The organism is Snodgrassella sp. M0110, assembly GCF_016101465.1.
GTDB lineage: Bacteria > Pseudomonadota > Gammaproteobacteria > Burkholderiales > Neisseriaceae > Snodgrassella > Snodgrassella alvi.
In genome coordinates this window covers 96911-112395 of record NZ_JACFQM010000004.1, presented here as the reverse complement: position 1 = coordinate 112395, position 15485 = coordinate 96911, and the positions used below count along the sequence as shown (strand labels likewise).

The window sequence follows — 15485 nt, the reverse complement described above, 5'->3', positions numbered from 1 at the left end:
CCGTATTTCAGATGTAGCAGACTGAAATTTAAATAAAATTAAAGATAATATTTTTTATTTTGCAATCTGTGAGTTCCATTCGGAACGATATGCCGGGTATGAAATTTTTTATTATTGTTTAATTTAATCAGGAATGGGACGGCTAGCTCCCATTTTGATACTTTCAAAACGACTGTTGTCCAGCTGCTGTTGTTCACAGGCCTGAGCTAGTAGCTGTGGTGGTTCATCTATGGGTTCATCTGCCAGTTCAAATGCACCCCAGTGCATGCCAACGGCCTGACGGCATTGTAGTATTTGAAAAATTGTTACTGCCTGATAAGGATCTATGTGCTGATTATGCATAAACCAGCGGGGCGCATAAGCTCCTGTCTGGATTGCAGCCATGTCTATCGGGGCAAATCGCCCGGCAATCTGCCGGAACATAATCTCGCTGAAACCTGTATCTCCGCTGAAATAGGTAGTACTTCCCGCGGCTGTCTGCATTATCCAGCCACACCACAGAGTACGATTGCGGTCGAAAATGCCGCGCTGGCTCCAGTGATGTGCCGGTACAGCATGAAACCGGATATCTTTAATCGTCACCTGTTCCCACCAGTCCAGTTCAATGACATTACGTACGCCCATATGTTCCAGTTTATTTTTCAAACCTAGGGGAACAACGGCAGTGATGGACGGAAAACGTTCGGCTAACTGGCGGATACTTGCCTTATCCAGATGATCGTAATGGTTGTGTGACAGTGCGATAACATCCACTGAAGGCAGTTGGGAAATACTGGCTGCAGGCTGAGTACGGCGTTTGGGGCCGGCAAATGTTACTGGTGATACCCGCTGTGAAAATACCGGATCGGTAATAATGGTACATTGCTGTAAACGTATGAGCAGTGTGGCATGGCTGATCCACCACAACCGGTTGCCGCTCAGTGTAAAGTCCGGTTTCTGATACCAGTCGCGTGCAAAATGCTCATATCCGTTTTGCGGTGGTTTAGGCAGATGATGGATATGCCTTTCCCAGTTCCAGCGATAGACTTCCAGGGGTTTGATGACGGTAGGTTCCAGATTGCAGAAACCGTAAGGTGTATGGTGACTTTTAGCCGGATTGTAATATGGGTTTCTTTTCTTAAATAGCATTATCTGTTGTCTTTAGCTGATACAGCTACGGCAATATATTATCAGTTTAAATGTTTTAATGCTGTTTGCAGGTTCTATTTTAACTTAATTATCAATCATTCAGGTAGATATACCGAAATTACGACGGTGGGATGATGTTATGCACAGAATGAAATCAGGATAAAAGTAAAGGCATTTGTTTGTTTTGTTAACTAGTGTTAATATGCGCCTTTTGTATTTTATCATGCGCCTGTTTTCGCGCCTCTGAGGATCGATAAATGAAAAAAATTTTACTGGTCTTTTTATGTCTGTTGCTGGCAAGCTGTACATTACCGGTTAAACCGGAGGACAAGTTCAAAACCGGTGATTATGTAGGCGGGGTGAAAGTTCTGGCTACTAATTTCAACACTAAGGCTAAGAAGCTAGAACAACAGAATAAGCCATGGAAGGATAAGGATATTCTGTATTTGCAGGTTACTGTTAGCGGTTTAGTGGAAATGGCGCAGAAAAATATTCAGCAGGCTGCCGTTTCTGATTATGACTTACGGATTAAAAGCTATCAGCTGTTACTGGCGATGAAAACTGAGCTGGAAGATAAAAGTTACAGCACTTATATTGAAAAATATTTAAGCCTGTATACAGTGGATGGTTTGAAAGAATCTCTGGCTATACAGTTTTATCAGCAGGCTAATGCAATTGTGGCTGCAAACAGTGCTGATTATTTGCGCAAGGCTAAATTATACCGGCAAGGCTATGAATATTTTAATTACAAAGATATTAAAAAGCGCGCTGATGATAATCAGAACATGTATTATAAAACTGCTGCTCAGGAATATTACACCGAAGCACAGGCTAATGTCAGAGACAAAAATTATAAACAGGCAGCGGATAATTTCCGCAAAGCTCATGATGTTTATCAGCCTTTGGGCAACTATAAGGACAGTGCCAAATTAGCTGCTATTTATGAAAAAAAATGGCGTACTGCTGAAGCGGAAAGTCACTATCAGGAAGCGCAGGGTATTGTGCGCAAAGCAAGACTTCTGAGTGAATACCGGCAGGCAGCGGCTTTGTTCCGTGCAGCCAGTGATGTGTACAGTCCTTATGGTAACACCTATAAAGATTCTACCAGACAGGCTGGTGTATATGAACGTAAAGGACAGGTACAGATATATATCTACGGGAATGAATTTCTGACTTACCAGATAAGTGTAGTGCTGCAAAAAAGCTATGTCAGCTTTGTAACCAGCCCGAGCGCGGCTAATCTGGTGATTGATGTAAGTATGACCCGCAATCATTTTCAGCAGTATAAGGAAAATATTGAGACGGATGATAAATATGAAAATCTGAAAGTGGGTACAAAAAAGGTAGCTGATGAAAATGGTAATATGATTGAGCAATCTGTTTATGAAGATTTTTATTTCAAACAATATAGTGTGAAGACAATTAATGAAGCGGTAACGAATGCTGAGGTGCACACAAGCGGATTGTATGAATTAAACCGCAGCTACAGTGGGAAAAGTACTTCATCACAAACCTATTACTGGTTTGACGGACATGTTCCCAGAAAATATACGGCATATACAAAAGGTACATTGCTTAGTCGTGATGAGCAGTTAGATGAGGCACGTACTAATCTTTGGTCTCATATGCGTGGAGACATTGCTGAAATGAGCAGAGCACTGGCAAATCTATAGTTGTTTAAAAACTATTTTTAATTGTCAGACAGCAGGAATTACTATGGATATTTCAAATATTAAAAAACAAGATACTATATAAGGGGGAATACAAGTCTTGATATCAAATTCATCCTGAAGAACTGGATGTTAATAGACAAAATCCGTGGATTGATGTTTTGTATAAATTTGGCTGAACAAATATGTTGAGCTGGAGCTATAAAAAAGCAATAAAGTGTACCTTTAAACTATATCCCAAACATACAGAAAACCATGATCATTATTTGCACGTTCAATTTTATAACATGAAGAAAGTTAAGGAAATCAAAGAATGAAATACTTAATTTATCCGATTATTATCTGTTTTATTGTGTTTGGAAATGTTAATAAGGCAATTGCAGATACTATAAAAAATGAACTTAAGCATTATAAAAAAATAGACTTACCTTATTCATCAAATGAAACAACTGAATATTATTATTGGAAAGGTGACGACTATGTTTTATATATATCTCCAAATCCTAAAATACCAATAAGGTTCTCAGCTAAAGAATACGCCTATACACCCAAATTAGTTAGACTTTCTTATAAAAATTCTTTTTATTATCCTGCGATTTATTTTAATTATAAAAATATTTTATATAAGGGTATTATTTATATGGTCTATGGAACATATGGCGATGATGCAATATTTTTCTTTCAATTAAATAGTTATGATAAACAAGGAAATTTTATTGATGCTATAACATTAGATGAACGGCTAAATGCTGAAGGTGAAGCATTATGGTGGAGTGATTTTAAAATACAGGCCGATGGACGAATAACAGTAAATAAAATGGAGCAAATGCTTATTGATGATAATGGTGATAACTTAAAAGCAGGTGATATTCATGTTTTAGCAAAAATTGAATATCAGATGGGTAGTTCTGGTACTTTTAAAAAAATCAAAGAAACAGTTATCCGTCAAAGATAAAATCAAAAATATTTATTTGATTAACTCAATTTATTTTATAACTAAGGAGAGGTGGTGAAAATATCTCATTATTTAGGTTGGTTATTATTAGTCAATTTATCATTTTGTTTTTGTTATGGTCAAACTTTTATTATTGATGAAAAATATACTGGTGCTCCATTTGTAAAAGATGTTAATTTGTCTGAGCTAATTGATAATTGCGCAATAAATGATGAAACCAGTATGAAATTTACTAATAAAAAACGTGAATTAGATAGAAAACGTTGTCCTTTGAATACCACTAAATTTGATTTTACTAAACTATATGATTTAATTGATAAAAAAAGACCATCTATCGGGATGGAGATTTTGAACTTGTTATAAATAGTGAAAAATATGAAACAGCCAATTACTTTGATTTTTCACTAAATAAAATTGTATATGAAGTAAATTTATCACTAGTTTATAAACAAGAAGTTAAAAAGCAAATTCTATTAGCTAGCTATTCTTATGATACTATTGCCGCTTTATATTTAAGTAGTCAATATTACTATATAGATCTTGATGGGGATATCTATCTATTATCATTAGATGAATACAGTGACCATATTGATTCAGTAAATAAATTTCATTATAGAATAGATAAAGATAATTTAGATTTTGTTGAGCTATGATTATTAAAACCTGATCAGATTAATAGCAATTAAAATTATAATTACCATTACAATATATGATTTTATAGAATGAAAAAATCAAAGTATCAAATACTTAATTTATCCTGTTATTATTTGCTTAATTTTGTTATGTAGAATTAACACTAAAATTGCAGATACTTTTAAAAAAATGAACTCAAGCATTACATTATAAGAATAAAGTTACCCTTTTCCTCTAAGTAATTAAAAAATTCTATTACTAGGCGGAATATAAATTGTATTTGTCTTCTAATTTCCATTTAGTTATCTATTAGATAGGCAATAGTTTCAATAAACAGCTCAAACCAGTTTCTAAAACAAAACCTGAATGGCTTATAAGGTCATTCAGGTTTTTTTACATAAGTATCTTTTAATTATCAGACATCTGATCTGGGAATTTCCTGTTCACAGAATTGTTACGTATATAAGCTATATAAACATTTAAGTAGCCAACACTCATTCTTCGTTTTAATCCTATTTAGGATTAAAAGCATAAACAGTGCCATCCTGCCATGTACCTATGTAATAGCGATTATTATGTAAGGCCAATGCTACTGCTCCCGGTAAAGAGGTAACTAATTTACGTACAGTCCCGGTTTTAATATCAACTGTGCGTACCATATCAGCGCCATTATCAATCACGGCAACTACATTTGGCGAAACGGTGACAATACCTACTCCCGGCCGGTTGAAGTCTTTGCCCAGTTCTGTTTGCTGACCATTCGGGCGGATTAAGGTCAGGCGACCACTATACTGGGAAACAACCAAACTGTTATCCGGTAACTGTGTTACACCAACCGGAGTGGATAGACCGCGTGCAATAATTTCCTTGCGACGGTTGTTTAAATCAAGAGACACAATTTCTCCGGTGGAGCGGTTGGTAATCAGTAAATTTCCCGAATTGGAAAAAGCAATACCTGTCGGAGTATGGTAGCCATCAGAAATTTTTTCAGCTTTGCCGTCAGCAGTTATTTTGAGAATATAGTCATCACTGTATGATGATACGTAAATATTATCCTCTGCATCAATTACAATACCGGCAGGAGAAGAAATATTGGAATAAATAGTTTTACGCTCACCGTCCGCAGTTATTTTAGTAATTGAATTGCCAGACCAGTTGGTAACATACATGGCATTTGAGCTATCAAAAGCAATACCGGTGGGCGCACTAAAAGAAGTTGCTACAGTGGTTAATCCGGCAGTATTATCTGCTGATGTTTTGGATGCAGCTGCTCTGGTAGTATTATTTGCTGACGTATTGGATGCAGTTGCTCGGGTTGTTGAGCTGACCATATCGCCCCTTCCGTATAGATATAAAGTACATAAAGCAAAACAAGCAAAAGCAATGGAATATAAAGAGATTTTTTTCATCATGAGTACCCGCTAAAAGCTAAAGAAAATGTGAACACCATAACACTCAGAATAGCTGAGAAATTGCTAATGGCCATTATTCATGCTTAAGCTTACTAAGCAAAAATTGCTTAGCTTTTGTTTCTGCAATGCTATGGCTTACTTAAAGCGAAAGCCGGTATAGCTATTTTCTGGGCAAGAGTCAGAAATAAATGATTCATAATTTGCCATCATCATTCTCTGAAATTTAAATGCCCGAATAATGCATGAATAAAGCCTGTCAAAAGCGTATATAAAAAACAGAAAATACAGAAATACGAAATTAGCGATATAAAATAAATATCAAAGGCGAAACTCAGCAATAGCAAAAATAAACATATACAGTTATTTGACAGATTTGGATGATTTTATTAGTTCAAACTAATGTTTTTTATAATAATTTTTGAGTAAAAATTAGTAATGCTGTGCTGATACTGCTGCCTGATTCAGGCAGGAAATAATTGAGCAGATAATGACTTATGACTTGGTTAGTGGTTGCAATATCCGACCGGCTTATGTTTTTTCATGCAAAAATTGATGTAACTTATAATATAGCGCAGCGAAGTAAATTATAATCGTTAGCGATAAAATAAGTGCAGTATTTGCTGCTAGTGTAATTTAAATGAAAGGGATGTTTATGTCACAATTTTTGCTGGTGCCGACAGGAACTCAGACAAATATAACTGCTGTAGGTTTGGGCGTGGCGCAGGTATTTGTACAAACAGGTCATGTGCCTTTGTACTTTAAACCAATTGCTGAAGATGTAGCTAAGGATAATACATCTAAACTTGTACAGGCTGTCTTGAATCAGAAATTACCAGTACTGCAATCTCTAAGCAATCTGGATGAACGTGTATATCAGGGACAGGCAGATGATGTAGTAGAAGAATTTGTTGCTGCTTTCCACGAGATGGACGAAATTAAACACGATGTGGTTGTTATTGAAGGTGCAATACCTGAAGCAGGCCGTACATATCTGCCAGCACAGAATGTGAAAATTGCGGCTGCACTGAATGCTCGGGTAATTCTGGTAGCAGCAGTGGCTGGTCAGACAGCAGCGGCGGTGGCTGCACAATTACAACTGACTTTACATGATTATGCACACGGACATACTGAAATCAGTGGATTTATTTTAACTGCGGATGCACAGAATGTACCGTCTGCCGGTTTTGCGGCGGATGTTCAGGCTGAACTCGCTAAACATGGTAAGCAGCTGAAATGTATCGGTCTGGTTACTGTACCGGCAGATGTACAGGTTGCACAGGCACAGGAAGCTGCTAAAGCGGTAGCGGCACAGTTAAATGCAGACGTGCTGGGTAGCGAACTGGCGAAACCTGTAGCAACACATCTGGCACCGGCAGCGTTTCGCTATCAGATGATGGCACGTGCCCGTGCGGCGAATAAACGCATTGTTCTGCCTGAAGGCAATGAACCGCGTACTATTGCTGCGGCTGCAATTTGTGAGAATAAAGGTATCGCCCGTTGTGTACTGCTGGCCAAAAAAGCAGAAGTGGAAGCAGTAGCTCAGGCTAAAGGCATTACTTTGCCTGCATCTCTGGAAATTATTGATCCTGACAGTATCCGTGAACGTTATATTGCTCCGATGGTCGAACTAAGAAAGAGCAAGGGTCTGACTCCGGAACAGGCTGCTGAACAGTTACAGGATACGGTAGTTCTGGGCACAATGATGCTGGCTACCGGTGATGTAGACGGTCTGGTATCCGGTGCCGTACATACAACGGCCAATACTATTCGTCCGGCTTTGCAGCTGATTAAAACTGCGCCGGGGGCCAGTCTGGTATCCAGTGTATTCTTTATGCTGATGCCGGATCAGGTTCTGGTATATGGTGACTGTGCTGTTAATCCGAATCCTACAGCCGAACAGTTGGCTGATATTGCTATCCAGTCTGCTGATTCTGCTAAAGCATTCGGTATTGAACCCAAAGTAGCGATGATTTCATATTCTACCGGTTCATCCGGCAGTGGCCCTGATGTTGAAACTGTTACCGCAGCCACCAAACTGGCACAGCAAAAACGTCCTGATTTACATATTGACGGTCCTTTACAATATGATGCTGCCAGCGTACCAAGTGTGGGCAAACAGAAAGCACCGGACAGCAAAGTAGCCGGTCAGGCAACTGTATTTGTATTCCCTGATCTGAATACGGGTAACACTACTTACAAAGCAGTACAGCGCAGTGCACATGTGCTGAGTGTTGGTCCGATGTTGCAGGGTCTGAATAAACCGGTAAATGATTTGTCACGTGGTGCCCTGATTGAAGATATTGTGTATACCATTGCACTGACGGCAATTCAGGCAGTACAGATGAACTAAGCGGGATATTACAAGCCCGCAGGCATTGTAATTTTGTTATATAGCAGGCAGATGATAGTAATATCATCTGCCTGTTTTTTAAATTCTGGTAATAAATTTTAATAAATCTATTCTTTTGAGAAATTTTATCAATAATTTTAGTTATAAAGAGATAGATTGTTGTCTTTTGGTGCTATATATTTACAAACTATTGCCAAAATTGAATTCATAAATTACAGTTTATTACACAGACGATGATCTGAAAAAAGCCAAGAATACAGAGGCATAATTTGAAGATAGAGGAAATATTACGGTATTAAATACTCGCCTGCAGATATTTGCAGGCGTTTTATTTTTATTTGCTGTTATTTTGAAATGAGAACCATTTCTGCGCGCACATGCCGACTTGGTTGTTGTCCGCTGCTGTTCATTATTTGCAATATTGTTTCAGGTATTGGTTTATCTGAAAGAATCTACTATTTTAAATAAATTATATACAGGTTTGGAATTTTACCAGAATACAGTTTTTATACTGTAATATCGTCATTCGAAATCATTTTTTATTATGTATTGCACAGCCACTATTTTCTGTAATATGGATAACGATGGTAAATTTCAGGTCTGTTTTCAATCTTGTATCTGGTTTAAAAATATATTCATATGATTTTTAATCATAAATCTAGTTTAATGATCAGTCCGGTTCATGTTGAATTGACTTAGCATGATGTGCGTCACATGTTTGTGTGTTTCAAAATTATGAGCTGGATTAAAGAAATTGTTTTTTTGCGACATGGGTTCTGACAGGTAAGTGTATTTGCTGTTACATTAGGGACAGCTTACTTTTTTAACGCCAGTTTGATATGCGGTTTATGTGGTTTCTCTTCCGGTAAAGAGGGTTTACCGGCGGTGGCAATCTGTGCGCGCTGTGCTTCTGAAAGCAAGCCAGACCAGTCTCCGTCCAGATACCATTGCTCGCCGAAATCTTCGCAGGGATGCGGAATACGGATGCAACCATTACCACATTGCAAATCATCAGCACGACAATATTTATCACAACCCCAGCAGATTCGTTCGGGATGTTTCGGGTGTAACGGAAAAACCTTGGCCATGATGATGCATACTTGTGACGATTAATATGAAGTTATACCTGCTGAGATAGTTTTATTCAAGGAACGGTTAAATGAAAACCGTGTAATATTTTGTCTGGATGAGGTGCTGATGGTATCGGATGCAGACTGAAATTGAATACAGATTCTAGTCAACAAAAATGGGTGCACGATGAAACAATATGATGTTGCAGTGCTGGGAGGCGGTTTATTGGGACGTCTGACTGCCTGGTTATTGGCAGAGCAGGGTTGTAAAGTAATATTATTTAATGCCGGTAAACGTAATGGTGAAGGCGCTGCTGCTTTTGCAGCGGCAGCTATGCTGGCACCTACAGCTGAAGCAGTAGAAGCAACGCCGCTTGTGGTACAACTGGGTTATACCAGTCTGCCTGTCTGGCGCCAGTGGGTGGATTCGTTTCCAACACCGGTATTTATGCAGCAAAATGGTTCATTGATTGTATGGCATCCGCAGGATCGTGCGTTAGCAAAACAATTTACTAATCACTTGCAGCGTGCCCATCAGGATAACAGTGTCTGGCAGATATGGGATAAACAGGCAATCAGTGAGCATGAACCACAGCTAGCCGGACGTTTTAAGCAGGGATTGTTTTTACCGACCGAGGGGCAGCTGGATAATCGCCAGACATTACTGGCTCTGGCCGATGTGCTCGAGCAAAAGCAGGTTAGCTGTCACTGGGAGCAGAGCAGTGATCTGGCTGAATGTGCCGGTCTGGCTCACTGGACGCTGGATTGCCGCGGCTATGGCGGCAAAAGTAACTGGAATAGCCACGGTCAGAGCCGTCTGCGCGGGGTACGGGGAGAAGTGCTCCGGGTTTATGCGCCTGATATTGAGCTTAATCGTCCGGTACGGATATTGCATCCGCGCTATCCTATTTATATTGCACCCAAACAGAATAAGTTGTTTGTTATTGGTGCTACACAGATTGAAAGTGAAGATGACAGTAATCTGAGTGTGCGCAGCGGTCTGGAGTTGATGTCTGCTTTGCATACTGTTCATTCGGCATTCGGTGAAGCAAGGATTCTGGAAAGTATGGCCGAACTGCGCCCGACACTTAATCACGAAAGCCCGGAAATACGTTATGATAAGCAAAATCATGTAGTGGCTGTAAATGGTCTGTTCCGGCACGGTTTTATGATTTCGCCGGCAGTAAGTATTGCGACAGTACGGGTATTACAGGCCTTAATGCAGCAGCAATCCATTCCGGATGCGCCGGCACGTTATCATATTGATGTTTTACCGGAAAATGACAATGGAGAAACAGATTAATGGATATTAGTGTTAATGATGATGTAATTGATTTTAATGGTGATACTGTGGCTGATCTATTGGAGCAGCTGATGCCGGAATCACCATTTGCTGTTTCGGTAAATACTTGTTTTGTATCTAAAAAACAATATTCTGTTTATCAGTTGCAGCCGCAGGATAAAGTAGATATTGTCAGACCGGTAGTGGGCGGGTAGTACCCGCTGGTAGTTAAGTTTTATTTTGAAAACCCTGTTTGATACAGGGTTTTTGCTTATCTGACAACAGCCGGTTTATATCTGCCGGGAAGAATAATTTACTTTGTTTATCTGTAAATGAATTGGTGGTTTGAGCAGTGAAAATTCGATGAGAGGTATTTGGATTTTCCGGTATACAAAATCAGTATATTGCTGATTAAACAGCCATTCAGATTTTTAAACAGTTATTTATGCTCTACTGGAGAGATATTCGGAGGGTAAATTTACTTGATTTTTCAATAAATGTGAATTTACACTTTCGACCCCTATTTTGGGTTAATTAATAGAAAAAACAGTAATCATTATTACATTAAGAGGAAATAATTATGTCTAATCTGTTTACTCGCACACAAACATCCAGTCGCAATTATGGTGTAGCCTTTTTTGCCGGTATTATGGGCGGTCTGGTTTCTGCTTTTGTGAAATCAGGTACGGAAGGAATAATGCCGCCACGAACCCCGGATCGTATAGCACCGCCTATTCAGATGATTCAGGATATGGGTATTGATATTCACAGCATGGTTTACACCTATTCAGATCAGGTGGTGAACTGGGGTGGTAGTACTATACATATTCTGTTTTCAATTGTATGGGCTATTATTTACTGTATGGCTGCTGAAATTTTTCCTAAAGTTAAATTATGGCAGGGTCTGGCTTTTGGTATTGGTGTAACTATTCTGTTTCACGGTATTATGCTGCCGGTGCTGAATTTATCTCCGGCACCATGGAATCTGCCGTTTGATGAATTGTTTTCCGAACTTGTTGGTACGCTATTGTGGATGTGGACAATTGAAATCTTCCGCCGCGATCTGCGTAACCGCCTGACCGAAAAACCGGATCCGGAGTTTCAGTAAAACTCATCTGATTTATGCATGATGTACCGGCTTATATGCTTAAGACCGGATACGATGCCTGTGTATATCTGTAACAATCGGGAAAATATTATTTAGCCGCTATTCCTGATGATACAGACATGCACGGGCATTATGTTAAGCACTTCAGCCTGCTGGCTTTGGCGCTTTGTGATGGATGAAATCATGATGATGGCAGGCTTAGTCTTTTTTCAGTACTTTGATTAGTTCCGAAGTGTCAGCTCTTTCCATGTAATTGACATTGATATAGGAAAAGATGACTTTTTTATTCTGGCCGATAATATAAGTGGACGGTATGGGCAGCTGATAACTGTCATCGCCATTAAAATCCGGCAGATTTGCACCTAAGTTTTTGTATAAATTTCTGACATTCTCAGGTAAGGTAAATACCAGACCGTACTGTTTGGCTATCTGATTACCCGTATCAGATAAAATAGTCAGATTAATATTGTGTTCCTGTATTAATTGAGCGCTGATATCAGGTTTTTGCGGAGAAATAGCGATAAAGTGAACGTCTTGAGTATCGAGGATTAATTTCAGATTTTTGTTAAAGTGTTCTAATTCTTTAACACAAAACGGGCACCAGCTGCCCCGGAAAAAACTGAGAATGACTGGTTTTGTCTCCAGCAATTTATAGAGTTCGATTTTTTGATTATTTGTCGCTACCAGAGAAAAATCTGGTGCGGTATCTCCGCTTTTTATGGCATGGCAATCTAAATTCTGCGTAAGCATTTCTGATAATGAATTTCCCATTACATTCAATACTTCTGCAGGTAACTGGGTAAACATATCTTGCTGTATTGATTTTAGCTCTTCAATTATTTTCATTATGACTTTCCTGTTGTGAAACGTTTTGATGAATTTGTTGCAGAATTTTTTTAAATATCGTTAATTCTTCAGCAGATAAATTTTGGGTTATTTTTTCTATCCACTGGCTGTGCTGATGCAGAATTTCTTCAACCAGTTTAGTGCCGGTATCAGTTAATGAGACGAGGGAAATTCTTTTATCTTGACTGGCTGTTCTTTTTGAAATCAGTTTTTCATTAACTAATGAGCTGATTAGTGTTGTTGTTGATGCTTTGGTTATGCCTAATAATTTAGCAATTTCTTGTAATGACAGCTCAGGGTATTCTTTTAACAATACTAAAATAATCAGCCTGCTTTCAGATAAATGAAATTGCTGCAAACGTTTGGCGCATTCAATATCAATAGTGTTTGCAACGGATAATAGAGTAAAGCATGTCTTAATTTTATCCAGATCTGCAATTTTTTCTTTTTCCAGAACATTACAAAAGGATAAATAACGGTTTTCAAGTTGCATACGGTTATTTCTATAAATTAGTTAGTGACCTTACTATTTATTAATTATAGTATAGACTAGGAAAATTCTTGTCAATAATTTCAGAATTGTATTGTTATGGTGAATCGATATGAATGGCTGTGTCTGCTGTTTTCCGGATGTTTGTAACAATGAGGTTTTTAGTTTTTGTCACTTCGGTAAAGCTTTGTTGATTATAAGTGAAAGACTGAGCAAACAAGAGGTATCTAGCTTGGATAGCAATGAAAAGGCTGAATTAATTGGCTTCGCAAAGAAGTAAAAGTGCTAATAATGCAGCAGGGAATCTTAAAAAAGTAATCCTTGTTAACGAATAATATTTAATCCTAAAATTCAGGTATTAATTAACTCAGCCAAATAATCAAATTCTACAGATTTAAGAATGTCAGTATAAAACTCAAGCTCTGCTGCCTGTGAGAGCTCTTTCTTTACTTTGTGTAGTTCTATCCAATAATCGGATTCTATAAAACTTTTATAAAAATAATAGTATCATCGCCATTTTCTAATCATTTATGAAACCGCTCGTCTCTTATTATTAAAATATTTTCATCATCAGAATTATCACTAAAACTGCGTCCTGCAATACAGCAACAAGTGCTAAAAGGACATTCTTTGTTGGCTTATTATAATTTTCGTTATTTAACAAAAGCTACACAGTAATCTCTCAACGTAACATACCAATCATTGTTAATGCTCCATTGTATTTTTATCGGTTTTTACCACGGTTCAGATGTTTGCGGTTTGTCTTTTGACTGTTCGGTATCAGATAGTTCTGCCGTGTTATTAAAGGTTTCTTTAATATAGTCTGGATAATCTTTCATATATCCTTAAATATACGTTTACTGAACAGAAATAGGGCTGTCTTACCACGTCAATACAAGCAATAAATACCGCTCAATATGCTGAATTTTAATGCGATTTATCTTTGTATATTCTTGTTCTGTAATGCATTTTTCCGTTTTTTAGCGTTCCTGTTGTTTCAGAGGTTTTATCGGATGTACTATATCTCTCCCAAGTTTTAATCAATTTAAGTTGATTATTTATAAATCGATACGTTTCAGAATAATGATCACAACAGCTACCGCGCATTGAGGTAATCACTGTATGGTTTTTAGAATCAAACTCTAATTGTGTCATGGATGAGAGTTCTTTATTAAATACAAAGTGCCGCGTTTTAGGATGATATAAAAAATAATTATCTGTATTATTAGGGCCTGCTCCACCTGATGAGCCATATATCAATAAGTCGGGGTATTTATCGAAATTGGCATCTACGAGCCTTATTAGCTCATCAGACTTAAATGCATCTGGATCGATTTCATCACTAATTTTTGCACACGTGAAAATATCACTATCTTGTACTACATGGACGTAATTCTCAATTGGTCTACACGGGTAAATATTACGTAATACTTGGACGCGATTATTTGTTTTACGGTCTATCACGGCAATGGCGACAGGAGAGTTAGTAGTTTCATCTACCGCGACCAGAAAGCGAAATAGTGGTGTCTTAGCTTTTTGAGGGTACCACTGGACTTTTATTAGATCATCACGATTAATCCAACCGCGTGTAATGACACCATCAGCAGAGATATCATCCACTTGATACCAGTCAGGAGTTTTTAATATAAAAGCGACAGAATTTCCTTTGTAAAGTTGTTTAATGATAGGGGATTTTTGATTTGGTTCTTGATACAGAGGCATATCTTCATTAAGGTATAAAATGTCCTGATAAGGTTGTGGTGTTTCTAGTTTAAACACATCATTATAATAAACTTGCCTGTAATTTTTTATGGTGATGTCAGGGGCGCATCCATCCGACAAACATGGGAAATCTTTCTTAGCAGGTTTGTGCTTGGCGGGTGTGTATTGTGAATCTATATGCTGTTTTTTACTAACCCAGCGGATAGCAAATGATTCCTGATCCCACTTAAATAAGGGTTCATGTGACATTATGTTTTCATCTGCTTTGTAAGCGTAGCAATAAAGATTAGATTTACTCCATCTACTTGCCCATGTATACCTTTTACAAAAAGCGTTTGCGTCTTTTTCAGTAGCTGCTGGGTTCTCCTGTTCAAGAAACATCATTTTATTTTCTGAAATATCTCGGTTATCTGATACCTTAGCACGTGAAACAATAGCATATTTTATCTGGGATGATGCAGGTATAGCATGCTGTATCTCTACTTCTGTCTTTTCGCCGGCAGTGATGTTACCAGTTAGATGACTTGTATCTACATCATTTTGCCAGTCTTCTGGGATATGACGGTATATCCCAGGTCTTAGGGAAACCTCTGCAAAGGTAAGGGAAATATATAAAAAAAACGAGATAAAAGAGATAATTTTCTTCATAGCTATAGTATGTATCTTATAAAGATCAATCCTAAAGTTAGAAAATGAGTAAATTTTACCATAATATGTCATATATGTTTTTTTTGTTATTTTGTTTTAAAATTAAGCTTATGCATTCTCCTGCGACATCACTCCCGATATAAACAATAGCCCTCATCTAAAAGCTCAGTA

Annotated in this window: 14 protein-coding genes; 8 read left to right on the top strand and 6 right to left on the bottom strand. The window is 37.9% G+C overall.

Annotated elements, in window-relative coordinates; genetic code table 11:
* Nucleotides 1-123: 123 nt before the first annotated feature.
* The gene (locus tag H3T84_RS07165) at nucleotides 124-1128 is read right to left on the bottom strand and encodes an MBL fold metallo-hydrolase (protein WP_198218707.1); all 1005 of its coding nucleotides are present in this window, start codon (nucleotides 1126-1128) and stop codon (nucleotides 124-126) included.
* Nucleotides 1129-1385: 257 nt separating this feature from the next.
* On the opposite strand from H3T84_RS07165, the gene H3T84_RS07160 reads away from it, so the two are divergent.
* The 3 genes from H3T84_RS07160 to H3T84_RS07150 all read left to right on the top strand — a co-directional run bounded on the left by H3T84_RS07160 (nucleotide 1386) and on the right by H3T84_RS07150 (nucleotide 4116).
* Nucleotides 1386-2801, top strand: coding sequence for a hypothetical protein (locus tag H3T84_RS07160; RefSeq protein WP_198218706.1), 1416 nt, complete (start codon nucleotides 1386-1388; stop codon nucleotides 2799-2801).
* Nucleotides 2802-3111: 310 nt separating this feature from the next.
* On the top strand, nucleotides 3112-3753 hold the full coding sequence (locus H3T84_RS07155; protein WP_198218705.1) for a hypothetical protein: 642 nt from the start codon (nucleotides 3112-3114) through the stop codon (nucleotides 3751-3753).
* A 54-nt stretch (nucleotides 3754-3807) separates the two neighbouring features.
* A complete protein-coding gene (locus tag H3T84_RS07150) occupies nucleotides 3808-4116 on the top strand; it encodes a hypothetical protein (protein ID WP_198218704.1) in 309 nt (102 codons plus the stop codon).
* Between the two features lie 782 nt (nucleotides 4117-4898).
* Here H3T84_RS07150 and H3T84_RS07145 read toward each other — a convergent pair.
* A complete protein-coding gene (locus H3T84_RS07145) occupies nucleotides 4899-5555 on the bottom strand; it encodes a PQQ-binding-like beta-propeller repeat protein (protein WP_100116614.1) in 657 nt (218 codons plus the stop codon).
* Here H3T84_RS07145 and H3T84_RS07140 point away from each other — a divergent pair.
* Both H3T84_RS07140 and pta read left to right on the top strand, forming a co-directional pair.
* On the top strand, nucleotides 5554-5811 hold the full coding sequence (locus tag H3T84_RS07140; RefSeq protein ID WP_198218703.1) for a hypothetical protein: 258 nt from the start codon (nucleotides 5554-5556) through the stop codon (nucleotides 5809-5811). The two genes, H3T84_RS07145 and H3T84_RS07140, sit on opposite strands and share 2 nt — an antisense overlap.
* A gap of 624 nt (nucleotides 5812-6435) precedes the next feature.
* Nucleotides 6436-8148 (top strand): phosphate acetyltransferase, encoded by a 1713-nt coding sequence (gene pta, locus H3T84_RS07135; RefSeq protein ID WP_370524066.1) that lies wholly within the window; start codon nucleotides 6436-6438, stop codon nucleotides 8146-8148.
* 815 nt (nucleotides 8149-8963) lie between these two features.
* On the opposite strand, the gene H3T84_RS07130 is transcribed toward pta, so the two are convergent.
* On the bottom strand, nucleotides 8964-9236 hold the full coding sequence (locus H3T84_RS07130) for a DUF3079 domain-containing protein (RefSeq protein WP_198218702.1): 273 nt from the start codon (nucleotides 9234-9236) through the stop codon (nucleotides 8964-8966).
* 169 nt (nucleotides 9237-9405) lie between these two features.
* Between H3T84_RS07130 and H3T84_RS07125 the strand changes: the two genes are divergently transcribed.
* The 3 genes from H3T84_RS07125 (at nucleotide 9406) to H3T84_RS07115 (ending at nucleotide 11608) form a co-directional block, all read left to right on the top strand.
* On the top strand, nucleotides 9406-10521 hold the full coding sequence (locus H3T84_RS07125) for an FAD-dependent oxidoreductase (protein WP_198218701.1): 1116 nt from the start codon (nucleotides 9406-9408) through the stop codon (nucleotides 10519-10521).
* Nucleotides 10521-10715 (top strand): sulfur carrier protein ThiS, encoded by a 195-nt coding sequence (gene thiS, locus H3T84_RS07120; protein WP_198218700.1) that lies wholly within the window; start codon nucleotides 10521-10523, stop codon nucleotides 10713-10715. The genes H3T84_RS07125 and thiS overlap by 1 nt, the downstream gene beginning before the upstream one ends.
* A gap of 365 nt (nucleotides 10716-11080) precedes the next feature.
* Entirely contained in the window at nucleotides 11081-11608 is a 528-nt protein-coding gene (locus tag H3T84_RS07115; RefSeq protein WP_198218699.1) for a DUF1440 domain-containing protein, read from the top strand.
* A 198-nt stretch (nucleotides 11609-11806) separates the two neighbouring features.
* Here H3T84_RS07115 and H3T84_RS07110 read toward each other — a convergent pair whose 3' ends face one another.
* The 3 genes from H3T84_RS07110 to H3T84_RS07100 form a co-directional block, all read right to left on the bottom strand.
* A complete protein-coding gene (locus tag H3T84_RS07110) occupies nucleotides 11807-12454 on the bottom strand; it encodes a peroxiredoxin-like family protein (protein WP_198218698.1) in 648 nt (215 codons plus the stop codon).
* Nucleotides 12441-12947: a MarR family winged helix-turn-helix transcriptional regulator gene (locus tag H3T84_RS07105; RefSeq protein ID WP_198218697.1), complete on the bottom strand. Its 507-nt coding sequence runs from the start codon at nucleotides 12945-12947 to the stop codon at nucleotides 12441-12443. The genes H3T84_RS07110 and H3T84_RS07105 overlap by 14 nt, the downstream gene beginning before the upstream one ends.
* A gap of 924 nt (nucleotides 12948-13871) precedes the next feature.
* Nucleotides 13872-15314, bottom strand: coding sequence for an SH3 domain-containing protein (locus H3T84_RS07100; RefSeq protein ID WP_198218696.1), 1443 nt, complete (start codon nucleotides 15312-15314; stop codon nucleotides 13872-13874).
* Nucleotides 15315-15485 lie beyond the last annotated feature (171 nt).